General features: G+C 70.5%; 9 protein-coding genes. 8 read left to right on the forward strand and 1 reads right to left on the reverse strand.

The annotated features are described in order from the left end of the window. Positions 1-48: 48 nt before the first annotated feature. Together OG737_RS14495 and OG737_RS14500 are read left to right on the forward strand one after the other, a co-directional pair. On the forward strand, positions 49-1,131 hold the full coding sequence (locus OG737_RS14495; RefSeq protein WP_405921593.1) for an inositol-3-phosphate synthase: 1,083 nt from the start codon (positions 49-51) through the stop codon (positions 1,129-1,131). A gap of 106 nt (positions 1,132-1,237) precedes the next feature. After that, the gene (locus OG737_RS14500; protein ID WP_328926589.1) at positions 1,238-2,524 is read left to right on the forward strand and encodes an MFS transporter; all 1,287 of its coding nucleotides are present in this window, start codon (positions 1,238-1,240) and stop codon (positions 2,522-2,524) included. 77 nt (positions 2,525-2,601) lie between these two features. On the opposite strand, the gene OG737_RS14505 is transcribed toward OG737_RS14500, so the two are convergent. Beyond that, positions 2,602-4,068 (reverse strand): CCA tRNA nucleotidyltransferase, encoded by a 1,467-nt coding sequence (locus OG737_RS14505; protein ID WP_328926590.1) that lies wholly within the window; start codon positions 4,066-4,068, stop codon positions 2,602-2,604. 185 nt (positions 4,069-4,253) lie between these two features. Here OG737_RS14505 and OG737_RS14510 point away from each other — a divergent pair, with 185 nt between their 5' ends. From OG737_RS14510 to trxB, 6 genes are all read left to right on the forward strand, one after another. Then, a complete protein-coding gene (locus tag OG737_RS14510) occupies positions 4,254-6,518 on the forward strand; it encodes a DUF6049 family protein (RefSeq protein WP_405921594.1) in 2,265 nt (754 codons plus the stop codon). Between the two features lie 46 nt (positions 6,519-6,564). After that, positions 6,565-8,739 carry a murein biosynthesis integral membrane protein MurJ gene (gene murJ / locus OG737_RS14515; RefSeq protein WP_405921595.1) on the forward strand — a complete coding sequence of 725 codons (2,175 nt, stop codon included), beginning with the start codon at positions 6,565-6,567 and terminating at the stop codon, positions 8,737-8,739. 117 nt (positions 8,740-8,856) lie between these two features. Then, positions 8,857-10,593, forward strand: a complete 1,737-nt coding sequence (locus OG737_RS14520; RefSeq protein WP_328926593.1) for a protein kinase family protein — start codon at positions 8,857-8,859, stop codon at positions 10,591-10,593. A gap of 58 nt (positions 10,594-10,651) precedes the next feature. Further along, positions 10,652-11,353, forward strand: coding sequence for an RNA polymerase sigma factor SigM (gene sigM, locus OG737_RS14525; RefSeq protein WP_328926594.1), 702 nt, complete (start codon positions 10,652-10,654; stop codon positions 11,351-11,353). Beyond that, positions 11,350-12,282, forward strand: coding sequence for an anti-sigma factor family protein (locus OG737_RS14530; RefSeq protein ID WP_405921596.1), 933 nt, complete (start codon positions 11,350-11,352; stop codon positions 12,280-12,282). Before sigM ends, OG737_RS14530 begins: the two co-directional genes overlap by 4 nt. Before the next feature lie 125 nt (positions 12,283-12,407). Next, positions 12,408-13,367, forward strand: coding sequence for a thioredoxin-disulfide reductase (gene trxB, locus OG737_RS14535; protein ID WP_405921597.1), 960 nt, complete (start codon positions 12,408-12,410; stop codon positions 13,365-13,367). Positions 13,368-13,397 lie beyond the last annotated feature (30 nt).

Here is a 13,397-nt window from a genome sequence, read left to right on the forward strand (position 1 = left end):
GCCTGCATCTCGCAGACCTCGTCCGAGAACAAACAGGGAGCAACCGGAATGGGTTCGGTTCGCGTAGCCATCGTCGGCGTGGGCAACTGCGCCGCCTCGCTGGTGCAGGGCGTCGAGTACTACAAGGACGCCGACCCGGCGGCCAAGGTCCCCGGGCTGATGCACGTCCAGTTCGGCGACTACCACGTGCGTGACATCGAGTTCGTCGCCGCGTTCGACGTCGACGCGAAGAAGGTCGGCCTCGACCTTTCGGACGCCATCGGCGCCAGCGAGAACAACACCATCAAGATCTGCGACGTCCCGAACGCCGGCGTGACCGTGCAGCGCGGCCACACCTACGACGGCCTGGGCAAGTACTACCGCATGACCATCGAGGAGTCCGCCGAGGCTCCGGTCGACGTGGTCCAGATCCTCAAGGACCGCCAGGTCGACGTCCTGATCTGCTACCTGCCGGTCGGTTCCGAGGACGCGGCGAAGTTCTACGCCCAGTGCGCCATCGAAGCCAAGGTCGCCTTCGTCAACGCCCTCCCGGTCTTCATCGCCGGCACCAAGGAGTGGGCCGACAAGTTCACCGAGGCCGGTGTCCCGATCGTCGGCGACGACATCAAGTCGCAGGTCGGCGCCACCATCACGCACCGCGTGATGGCGAAGCTGTTCGAGGACCGCGGTGTCCGTCTTGAGCGCACCATGCAGCTCAACGTCGGCGGCAACATGGACTTCAAGAACATGCTGGAGCGCGACCGCCTGGAGTCGAAGAAGATCTCCAAGACGCAGGCCGTCACCTCGCAGATCCCCGACCGTGAGCTCGGCGAGAAGAACGTCCACATCGGCCCGTCCGACTACGTCGCCTGGCTCGACGACCGCAAGTGGGCCTACGTCCGCCTTGAGGGCCGCGCCTTCGGCGATGTCCCGCTGAACCTCGAGTACAAGCTCGAGGTGTGGGACTCCCCGAACTCCGCCGGTGTCATCATCGACGCCCTGCGTGCCGCCAAGATCGCCAAGGACCGCGGTATCGGCGGCCCGATCCTGTCGGCGTCCAGCTACTTCATGAAGTCCCCGCCGGTGCAGTACTTCGACGACGAGGCCTACGCGAACGTCGAGAAGTTCATCAAGGGCGAGGTCGAGCGCTAGTCGAGCCCCCAAGGTCGTCGATGACACCTGGGCTTCGGCTGTTCTTCCGCGGAGGGTCCCCGGGCAATGTGCCCGGGGACCCTCCGCGTATGTGACCCTTGCCCTCATGCCTGTCGTACGTGATCTGCGCGTACTCCTGCGCCTGAGGGACTTCCGCAACCTGCTCGCCGTACGGCTGCTCTCCCAGGCCGCGGACGGCGTCTACCAGGTCGCGCTCGCCACCTACGTGGTCTTCTCACCGGAGAAGCAGACCTCGCCCGCGGCCATCGCCTCGGCCATGGCGGTCCTGCTGCTGCCGTATTCGGTGATCGGCCCCTTCGCCGGGGTGCTCCTCGACCGCTGGCGCCGCCGCCAGGTCTTCCTCTACGGCAACCTGCTGCGCGCGTTCCTCGCCTGCATCACCGGCATGCTGATCGTCGCGAACGTGCCCGACTGGCTGTTCTACGCCTCGGCACTGTCCGTGACCGCCGTCAACCGCTTCGTCCTGGCGGGGCTCTCCGCGTCCCTGCCCCACGTCGTCGGCCCCGGGCAGCTGGTCACCGCGAACGCACTGTTCCCCACCGCCGGAACCCTCGCCGCGACCGTCGGCGGAGGGCTGGCCTTCGTCGTCCGGCTGCTGGCCTCCGACTCCAACGCCGTCGTCGTCCTCCTCGGGGCCGGGCTGTACCTGTGCTCGGCCCTCGTGTCCCTGCGGCTGGCCGTCGGCCTGCTCGGGCCCGACCACCCTCCTGGCCGGCTCAACCCTTCGGTCGCCGAGGGGATCGCCCTCACCGTCCGGGGCATGGCCGAAGGCCTGCGGCACCTGGCCACCCGTCGGGAGGCCGTCCGGGCGCTCACCGCGATGACCATGATGCGGTTCTGCTACGGAGCGCTGTTCGTGATGCTGCTCACGCTCTGCCGCTTCTCCTGGTCGGACAACGAGTCGGACGGACTGGCTCTCCTGGGCGTCGCGGTCGGTGTCTCCGGGGCCGGGTTCTTCACGGCTGCCGTGATCACTCCCTCGCTCGTGGGCCGATTGGGACCGTTGGGCTGGATCACCGCCTGCTCAGCGGGAGCCGCGGTCCTGGTCCCGGCGCTCGGCCTGTTCTTCGCCCCCGGCCCGATGGTGATCGCCGCGTTCGTCCTCGGCCTCGCCACCCAGGGCGCCAAGATCTCCACCGACACGGTCGTCCAGTCCCGCGTGGACGACGACTACCGCGGCCGTGTCTTCTCCCTCTACGACGTGCTCTTCAACGTCGCCTTCGTCGGCGCCGCGGCGGTGGCCTCGCTCATGCTCCCGCCGGACGGGCGGTCCGCGGCCCTGATCCTCTCCGTGGCCGCCCTCTACGCAGCCACCGCTGCGCTGCTGGCACGGCAGAGCCGACGATTCACCGGGGGCGCCTCCAAGCGGTAGCCGCGGGCTCCGCCGCCCCATGCGTCCGGGTCGATGGGTCGATGTTTCACGTGAAACATCGACCCGGACGCCCTGCGTCAGGCCTGAGCGGCCCACCACTCCTTGAGCGCGGCGACAGCGGCATCGCGCCCCATCGGGCCGTTCTCCAGCCTCAGCTCCAGCAGGAACGCGTACGCCTTCCCGATCACCGGGCCGGGGCCGACCTCCAGCACCTGCATGATCTCGTTGCCGTCCAGGTCGGGCCGGATCGCGTCGAGCTCCTCCTGCTCCTGCAGCTGTGCGATGCGCTCCTCAAGCCCGTCGTAGGTACGGGAGAGGGCGTTGGCCTTGCGCTTGTTGCGCGTGGTGCAGTCGGACCGGGTCAGCTTGTGCAGGCGCTCCAGCAGCGGACCGGCGTCGCGGACGTAGCGCCGCACCGCGGAATCGGTCCACTCGCCGTCCCCGTAGCCGTGGAAGCGCAGGTGCAGCTCCACCAGCCGGGACACGTCCTTGATCATGTCGTTGGAGTACTTCAGAGCGGTCAGGCGCTTCTTGGTCATCTTCGCGCCCACCACCTCGTGGTGGTGGAAGGAGACCCTGCCGTCGCTCTCGAAGCGGCGGGTACGGGGCTTCCCGATGTCGTGCAGCAGTGCCGCGAGCCGCAGCACCAGGTCCGGCCCGTCCTCCTCCAGCGCGATCGCCTGCTCCAGCACGATCAGCGAATGGTCGTAGACGTCCTTGTGGCGGTGGTGCTCGTCACGCTCCAGCCGCAGCGCGGGCAGCTCGGGCAGGATCCGGTCGGCCAGCCCGGTGTCCACGAGCAGGCCCAGGCCCTTGCGCGGGTTCGCGGAGAGGATCAGCTTGTTCAGCTCGCCCTGCACCCGCTCTGCCGAGACGATCTCGATCCGGTCGGACATGGCCTTCATCGCCTCGACGACCTCGGGAGCGACCTCGAAGTCCAGCTGCGCGGCGAACCGCGCCGCCCGCAGCATGCGCAGCGGATCGTCGGAGAACGAGTCCTCCGGGGTCCCGGGGGTGCGCAGCACACCGGCGGCCAGGTCCTCCAGACCGCCGTGCGGGTCGATGAACCGCTGCTCCGGCAGGGCCAGCGCCATGGCGTTGACCGTGAAGTCGCGCCGGACCAGGTCTTCCTCGATCGAGTCGCCGTAGGAGACCTCGGGCTTGCGCGACGTGCGGTCGTAAGCCTCCGAGCGGTAGGTGGTCACCTCGATCTGGAAGTTCCGGTCGACGTCTCCGACACGGGCGTGCTTCTGCGCCCCGACGGTGCCGAAGGCGATGCCGACGTCCCACAGCGAGTCGGCCCACGGGCGGACGATCTTCAAAACGTCCTCGGGGCGGGCATCGGTGGTGAAGTCCAGGTCATTGCCGAGACGCCCGAGCAGCGCGTCGCGGACGGACCCGCCGACCAGGGCGAGGCGGAAGCCCGCCTCCTGGAAACGGCGGCCGAGCTCGTCGGCGACAGGGGCGACCCGCAGCAGTTCACTCACCGCCCGGCGCTGCACGTGATTCAGGGCACTGAGGTTGTCTTCGTTGGCGTTCGGCACAACAGAAAAGGGTACGTGCCCCGCCCGGCGCGGGCTTCCGCGTTTTCGGCGACCCCGGTACACGGCCGTCCCCGGGCTGCGCCGATCATGTGGAGCAAGGTGCGGCACTCGCGCACGGCGGTCCTCGTTACCATTCGTGGACGCACAGACGACGACCACTGACACTTCGAGGGACGGGCTAGCGCGTGGCCGAGGCGGCAGACATCCTGGGGGCCTCACCCGCCCCTGCCCGGCGCCGATGGCTGCGGCGCGCAGTCGTCCTGCTCGCCGGGACGCCGGTGATGGCCGCTCTCGTCTACTCTCCCGCCCCCAAGGCCCAGGCCGCGCAGGCGGCCTCCGTCGACATCCAGCTGACCTCGATGACCCCCGCCGCCCCGGTCAAGAGCGACACCCTGACCATCTCCGGCACCGTGGTCAACAACAGCTCCGAGACGATCAACGACGCCCACGTGGGCCTGCGGGTCGGCCCCCTCCTCGCGGACCGGTCCTCGATAGACGAGGCGGCGGAGCGCACCGGCTTCCGGGCCGGCACGGACCCCGGGGAGATCGACCCCGCCTACGCCGTGAAGATCGACTCGCTGCCCTCCAAGGTCGGCCGCCAGTTCAGCCTCACGGTCCCGGTGAACAAGCTGGACCTGGACAAGGACGGCGTCTACCAGCTCGGCGTCTCCCTGTCCGGCGTGACCGAGAGCCGCCCCTCCGAGCAGGTCCTCGGCATCAAGCGGACCTTCCTCCCCTGGCAGCCTGAGGCCGCCGCCAAGCGCTCCCAGCTCACGTACGTGTGGCCGCTGATCTCCACCACCCATGTGACCGCGGAGACCGGCTCGGACGAGACCCAGACCCCCGTGTTCCTCGACGACTCCCTCGCCGACGAGCTGAAGCCGGGCGGCCGTCTGGAACGGATGGTCGCGCTCGGCAAGGAACTGCCCATCACCTGGGTGATCGACCCCGACCTGCTGTACACGGTCGACGCGATGACCAAGGGCTACCGGGTCCGCGTCCCGGGCGGCAAGCCCGTACAGGGCAAGAACAAGGCCGTCGCCGAGCAGTGGCTGAGCTCCCTGGAAGCCGCCGTCCAGGGCAAGAAGGTCGTCGCCCTTCCCTTCGCCGACCCCGACCTGGCCTCCCTCGCCCACCACGGCAAGGACGTCTCGGGCACCCTGGGCCAGCTGCGGCCCGCCACCGACAAGGCGAAGCAGGCCGTCGAGACGGTCCTGCACGTCCCCGCGTCCACCGACTTCTCCTGGCCCCTGGACGGCGCGATCGACCCCTCGATCGTCAACGTCGCCACCTCGGCCGGCGCCCACAACATCCTCACCCGCAGCGACAGCCTCTCGGAGAGCGGAGCCCTCGGGTACACCCCCTCGGCCGCCCGCCCCATCGGCGCGGGCGCCACCGCCGTCGTCGCGGACGCGGAGCTCTCCACGGCGTTCGAGGGCGACATGCTGAACGCCGGGAACTCCACCCTCGCCGAGCAGCGGTTCCTCGCCCACACCCTCGCCCTGAACCTGCAGCACACCGACGAGCAGCGCAGCTTCGTCGTCGCCCCGCAGCGGATGCCCACCGCCAGCCAGGTGGAGACTATGGCCCGGGCCGTCCGCGCCCTCCAGGCGGGCCGCTGGACCCAGCCCGGGGACCTCGAAGCCGCAGCGGCCGCCAAGCCCGACCCCGCGGCCGCCACCCAGGTGCCGGGCGCCGGCCAGTACCCCGAGGCCCTGCGCAAGCAGGAGCTCCCCGTCACGGCCTTCGAGAAGGTCCGCACCACCCAGAACACCCTCGATCACTTCAAGGTGATCCTCGCCGCACCCGACCGCGTCGAGATCCCCTTCGGCAACACGACCAACCGGGAGATGTCCACCTCCTGGCGCGGCCACCCCGCCGAGGCCGACCTCTACCGGGACCAAGTCCAGAACTACCTGATCGGTCTCACCGAGAAGGTCAAGGTCATCCCGAAGTCCGACGCCACCCTGTCCGGACACAGCGCCACCATCCCGGTGAGCGTCCAGAACAGCCTCGTCCAGGACGTCCACAACCTCGTCCTGCGGGTGAAGTCCGCCAACCCCACCCGCCTGATGTTCGGCGACAAGGGCGAGGCGGAACAGCAGGTCACCGTCCAGGGCGACCACACCCAGACCGTCAAGTTCCCCGCCAACGCGACCGCGAGCGGCCCCGTCGAGGTCACCGCGCAGCTCTTCACCAAGGACGGCGCCCCTTACGGCAAGGAACGCAAGTTCACCGTGAATGCCACCGAGGTCACCCCCACTGTCATGCTCGTCATCGCCGGCGGTGTGCTCCTCCTGGTCCTCGCGGGCATCAAGATGTACGCGAGCCGCAAGCGCGTCGCGGCCCGCGCGGCCACCGAGGAGAGCACGCAGCCGAGTGACGAGTCCCCGGACACCGGACCGCAAAGCACCGAGGGGTCCGGCACGAGTGAGACAGTGGACCGTTGAGCGATGCCGTGGCCGGTCGGCCTGGGGACGATGAGGTGGGGTTTCGATGAACGCGCCGTACGACGGTGACCGCGCGCAGGGCACTGGTGGGCCCGCGCCCTCCCAGGGCACTGCCCCGAGCACTCCGGTGCCCGGGCAGGTTCCCGCGCCCGCGCCCGCGCCGGACCACGACCCGTACGTCCAGGACGCCTACGACCACGACCCCTACCGGTCGCAGGACCTGTCCGCCCAGGACCCCGTCGCCGAGGTCCTCTACGACCGGGCCGCACACCCCCCGCCGCCGCCCGGTACCTACCAGGAGCCCGGCCCGCTCTACGCCGCCCCGACCGCGCCCTCCTACTCCCCCGACCCGCGCGTCTGGGCCCAGACCCCGCCGCCCGAGCCGGACGGGCCCTCCCGCCACCTGCCGTACGGCGACCACGCCACCACCACCGAGTTCGTCGGCGTGGACTCCCTCGTCACCAAGGCGGCGGACGCGCCGTCCGAGCCCGACGCCTTCGCGCACCTCTACCGGGACCAGGAGGCGGCTCCCCGTACCCCCGCCGAGGACGCCCCCGTCGCCGCCCCGGCGCCGAGCAAGCCCGCCGGACGCGCGTCCAGCCTCCTGAAGTCCAGCGCGCTCATGGCCGCCGGCACGATCGTCTCCCGCATCACCGGATTCCTGCGCACCCTGGTCATCGCCGGCGCCATCGGCGTCGGCACGTTCAACGACACGTACCAGATCGCCAACACCCTGCCCACGATGATCTACGTGCTGGTCGGCGGCGGCGCCCTGAACGCCGTCTTCATCCCGCAGCTGGTCCGGGCCATGAAGAACGACGACGACGGGGGAGAGGCGTACGCCAACCGGCTGCTGACCCTCGTCGTGGTCCTCCTGGCCGCCATCACGACCATCTGCGTCCTCGCGGCACCGGTCTTCATCACGATGATGTCGCCGAAGATCGCCTCCGACCCCCAGCAGATGGACGTCGCGGTCGCCTTCGCCCGCTACTGCCTGCCCACGATGTTCTTCATGGGCGTCCACGTGGTCCTCGGTCAGATCCTCAACGCCCGCGGCCGCTTCGGCGCGATGATGTGGACCCCGGTCCTCAACAACATCGTCGTCATCGCCACCTTCGGCGCGTTCATCTGGGCGTTCGGCGGCTTCACCACCTCCGGCGTCAACGCCACCACGGTCACCGCCGAGGGCGTCCGCCTGCTGGGCCTGGGCACCCTGCTGGGCCTCACCGTCCAGGCCCTGGCCATGCTCCCCTACCTGCGCGACGCGGGCTTCAGGCCGCGCCTGCGCTTCGACTGGAAGGGCCACGGACTCGGCAAGGCCGCCGGCCTGGCCAAGTGGACGTTCTTCTTCGTCCTCGCCAACCAGATCGGGCTCGTCGTCGTCACCCAGCTCGCCACCTGGGCCGGATCCGTCGCCGAGCAGCAGGGTCACCCCGGTACCGGCATCACCGCCTACAACTACGCGCTTCTGCTGTGGCAGATGCCGCAGGCCATCATCACCGTCTCCGTCATGACGGCCGTCCTGCCGCGCATCTCCCGCTCCGCCCACGACGGAGACGCCGCCGCCGTCCGCGACGACATCTCCTACGGGCTGCGCACCTCGGCCGTCGCGATCGTGCCCTGCGCCTTCGCGTTCCTCGCCCTCGGCGTCCCGATGGCCACCCTGCTCTACGCGGGCTCCGGCGCCGGCGCACAGAACATCGGCTACGTCCTGATGGCCTTCGGCCTCGGCCTCATCCCGTACTCGGTCCAGTACGTGGTCCTGCGCGGCTTCTACGCCTACGAGGACACCCGCACGCCCTTCTACAACACCGTCATCGTCGCCGCCGTCAACGCGGCGGTCTCAACAGCCTCCTTCTTCGTCCTCCCCGCCCGGTGGGCCGTCGTCGGCATGGCCGCCGCCTACGGCCTCGGCTACACCGTCGGAGTCGGCGTCGCCTGGCGCCGGCTGAAGACCCGCCTCGGCGGCGACCTCGACGGCGCCCACGTGATGCGCACCTACGCCCGCCTCACCGGCGCCTGCGTCCCGGCCGCCGCCGTGGGCGGCGCCGCCGCCTACGCGGTCACCCAGTGGCTGGGCAGCGGAGTCGTCGGCTCCGCCGCCGCCCTCGTGGCCGGCGGCATCGCCCTCGCGGCCGTGTTCCTCATCGCCGCCAAGCGGATGCGAATCGAAGAGCTCAACTCGATGGTCGGAATGGTCCGCGGACGTTTGGGGCGCTGATGCGCACAACCGTCGCCCCCCTTCGTGTGTCGTGCATAGCGTCGGACTGTGGGCACAATTGGCATGGCTTCGCAGACTGGCCGACAGCGTGCAACGGATGGGGAGGCGGGAACGACGGTGGCGGAACGTAGCACGGCCGCCGTCGACGTGGCCGACAACAGTGGCGACAAGCCGCTGGCCGCAGAAGCGGACAAGGCCACGGCCGACGGGGTGGACATCCAGAACGGACGAGCCGCGGACGGACCCATGCCCGAAAAGGACGGCGAACGCACGACCGCGGCCCCCGCGGCCGCACCCGAACTCCACAGCGGCCACAAGCTCGCCAGACGCTACCGGCTCGAAGAGTGCGTCACCCGTGTGGACGGATTCAGCAGCTGGCGCGCGATGGACGAGAAGCTGCGTCGGGCCGTGGGCGTGCACCTGATCCCCGCCGACCATCCGCGGGCCCGTTCCGTCCTGGCCGCAGCGCGCTCCTCCGCCCTGCTCGGCGACCCCCGGTTCGTCCAGGTGCTCGACGCCGTGGAGGAGAACGACCTCGTCTACGTCGTCCACGAGTGGCTGCCCGACGCCACCGAGCTCACCGCGCTCCTCGCCGCGGGCCCCCTGGAACCCCACGAGGCCTACCAGCTCGTCAGCCAGATCTCCCAGGCCATGGCCGCGGCACACCGCGAAGGCCTGGCCCACCTGCGCCTGACGCCGAGCGCGATACTGCGCACCTCCACGGGCCAGTACCGCATCCGCGGCCTCGCGGTGAACGCCGCCCTGCGCGGGATCACCAGCGAGACCCCCCAGCGTGCCGACACCGAGGCCATCGGCGCACTCCTGTACGCCGCCCTCACCCAGCGCTGGCCGTACGAGAGCGACGCCTACGGCCTCACCGGCCTGCCCAAGGGCGTCGGCCTGATCGCCCCCGACCAGGTCCGCGCCGGTGTCCACCGGGGTCTGGGTGAGCTCGCGATGCGCGCCCTCGCCAACGACGGAGCCACCGCCTCCCGTCAGGAACCGGCCTGCACCACCCCCGAGGAGCTGGCCAAGGCCGTCGCCGCGATGCCCCGCATCCGGCCGCCGGAGCCCGCCTTCACCGCCCCGCCCGAGTACCAGCACACCACCTACCAGCAGGGCAGCTACGGCCGCCCCACGCCCCCCGGCGTGCCCTCCTCGCAGACCGTCACCGTCGCTCCCCCGCCGCCCCCGCTGCAGAGCCGCACCGGCCGCGCCCTGAAGTGGGGCGTCGCCGCCCTGCTCATCGCCGCCCTCGGCCTCGGCAGCTGGCAGCTCGCGGACACCCTGCTGGGCCACGGCACCCAGAAGGGCAACAGCGGCACCACCAACAACAACACCAAGACGGGCCCGGACGACACCCCGAAGGAGCCGGAGCGTACCCCTCTGTCCATCAAGAAGGCCGAGGAGTACTACCCGGACGGCAAGCCTCAGAACATCGAGGGCGCCTCTAACAGCCACGACGGCGACCCGAACTCCTTCTGGCGGACCTACGCGTACACCGACGGGCCCGACCTGGGCGCCTACAAGGAGGGGGTGGGGCTCGTCTTCGACCTCGGCTCGGAGCAGGATGTGACCGCCGCCTCGATAGCGTTCAAGTTCAGCGGCGACCACACAACGGCGACGATCTACGCGGCACCCAACATGTCGCCGTCGACCCCGGTCAGCAGCCTGCAGAAGATCGCCACCGGGACCACCTCCGACAAGCAGCTCGACCTCGTCACGAAGACTCCGGTCAAGACGCGCTACGTGGTCCTGTGGCTCACCGCCATGCCGAAGTCCGGCGTCTCCGACTACAGCGGCGCCGGCTACAAGCAGGGCATCACGAACGTCTCGTTCTCTCGAACCTCATAGCGAAGGGGGGCTGCGAGAGCAAAGCTCTCGCAGCACGGCGCCAACCAGGAGGGGAATCATGAGGCCTGCGGCTGAGGACCCCGTCTCGGCACAGGACCAGGAACTCCTGGCGATGCACGTCGCCGGAGACCCCGACGCCTTCGGTGAGCTCGTGCGGCGGCACCGCGACCGGCTGTGGGCGGTGGCCTTGCGCACGCTCGGCGACCGGGAGGAGGCCGCCGACGCGGTGCAGGACGCCCTCGTCTCCGCCTACCGGGCCGCCCACACCTTCCGCGGAGATTCCGCCGTCACCACCTGGCTGCACCGCATCACCGTCAACGCCTGCCTGGACCGGGCCCGGAAAGCCGCCTCGCGCAGGACCGCCCCCCTCGACGACACGGACCGCCTGGAGCGCCTCCTGGAGCCCCATGAGTCCGCCGAGGCCCCCGCGGAGCGCCAGGACCTCCATCGCCAGCTCCTGGCCGCCCTCAGCACCCTCCCGGCCGAACAGCGGGCCGCACTCGTCCTCGTCGACATGCAGGGATACCCCGTCGCCGAAGCCGCCCGCATCCTCGACGTGCCCACCGGCACCGTGAAGAGCCGCTGCGCACGCGGCCGGGCGAAACTCCTGCCGATGCTCACTCATCTGCGCACGAATGCCGGGGATAACACCGCCACCGAGCGGGGAAGGAACCGGACGCCGGGCGCAGCCGTCCCACCAGCGGCAGACCCCAGGCACCCAGACCCAGACGCAGTGAAGGGCGGAGGTGGACGACCGTGACCCCCCCGGCAAGCACGACCGGCACGACCGGCGCCATTCGGCACCCGGACGTCTCGGAGATCTCCGACCTCACCGAAGGACTCCTCTCCCCGGCCCGCAGCGCCGAAGTCCGGCGCCACCTCGGCGACTGCGCCCTGTGCGCCGACGTCCGCGCCTCCCTGGACGAGATCCGCGCCCTCCTGGGCACCCTCCCGGGCCCCGCCCGGATGCCCGCCGACATCGCCGGCCGCATCGACGCGGCCCTCGCAGCCGAAGCCCTCCTCGACTCCACCACCCCCCAGGCCTCCGACGAGGACACTCGGCCCGCGTCCGCCGCCCGTCCCCGGCCGACCTCCCGCGATGTTTCACGTGAAACATCGCCCGCCGGCCACCCGAACGGCCCAAGCGGACCCGGGCGACGCCGCGCCCGCCGCCGAATCGCCGTCCTCACCGGCCTGGCCGGGGCCGCCGCCTGCGCGCTCGGGATCTTCCTGTTCGGCGACCTCTCCGGCCCGTCCTCCCACGACGCCACAGCCCGCCATGAAACAGCGACCTCCGCCGCCCAGCCCCCCACCGACGGTGCCTACACCGCCCAGGGCCTGCGCGGCAGCGTCGAGCAGCTCCTCGGCTCCGGGCAGGGCGCCAAGGCAGCCACCCAGGGGGAGCAGAACAACACCTACGGGTTGGAGAACACTCCGGCCCCCGGGATCGCCCCCAACGACCGCCAGGCGGCCTCCGTCCCCGCCTGTGTCCAACGCGCCACCGGCCGCCCGGAGACCCCGATCGCCTTCGAACGCGGCAGCTACCAGGGCACTCCCGCCTACCTGCTCGTCCTGCCGCACCCGGGCGACGCCTCCCTCGTCGACGCTTACCTCGTCGACACCGGCTGCGAGAACACCGCTCCGGCGACCCCTGGAAAACTCCTGCTGACGAACACCTATCCCCGTTAGCGACACGTAAGGCCGCACCGGGACAGGCAGGGAATGCATGCGCCGTAGGATCAGTTGGGTGGGGTGAGAGTCCGCACCGGCCCCCGGTAGGCAGCACGCAGTCCGCAGAAACGAGGAAGAAACCCGTGAGCGACGTCCGAACCGTGATCATCATCGGCTCCGGGCCGGCCGGTTACACCGCCGCCCTGTACACCGCACGCGCTTCGCTCAAGCCCCTGGTGTTCGAAGGTGCCGTCACCGCCGGTGGCGCCCTGATGAACACCACCGAGGTGGAGAACTTCCCGGGGTTCCAGGACGGCATCATGGGCCCGGACCTCATGGACAACATGCGTGGCCAGGCCGAGCGCTTCGGCGCCGAACTGGTCCCGGACGACATCGTGTCCGTGGACCTCACCGGTGAGATCAAGACCGTCACCGACACCGCCGGCACCGTCCACCGCGCCAAGGCCGTCATCGTCACCACCGGCTCCCAGCACCGCAAGCTCGGCCTCCCCAACGAGGACGCCCTCTCCGGCCGCGGCGTCTCCTGGTGCGCCACCTGCGACGGATTCTTCTTCAAGGACCACGACATCGCCGTCGTCGGCGGCGGCGACACCGCGATCGAGGAAGCCACCTTCCTCTCCCGGTTCGCCAAGTCCGTCACGATCGTCCACCGTCGCGACAGCCTGCGCGCGTCGAAGGCCATGCAGGACCGCGCCTTCGCCGACCCGAAGATCAAGTTCGCCTGGGACAGCGAGGTCGCCGAGATCCACGGCGAGCAGAAGCTCTCCGGTCTCACCCTCCGCAACACCAAGACCGGCGAGACCTCCGCGCTGCCCGTCACCGGCCTCTTCATCGCCGTCGGCCACGACCCGCGCACCGAACTGTTCAAGGACCAGCTGGACCTCGACGACGAGGGCTACCTCAAGGTCGACGCCCCCTCCACCCGGACCAGCGTGACCGGCGTGTTCGGCGCCGGCGACGTCGTGGACCACACCTACCGTCAGGCGATCACCGCCGCGGGCACCGGTTGCTCCGCGGCCCTCGACGCCGAGCGCTTCCTCGCCGCCCTCGCGGACGCCGAGAAGGCTCACGCGGCCGTCTGACCCTCACACCAGCCCCACCCCACACCCCGC

It is taken from the genome of Streptomyces sp. NBC_00122 (genome assembly GCF_045160845.1).
GTDB lineage: Bacteria > Actinomycetota > Actinomycetes > Streptomycetales > Streptomycetaceae > Streptomyces.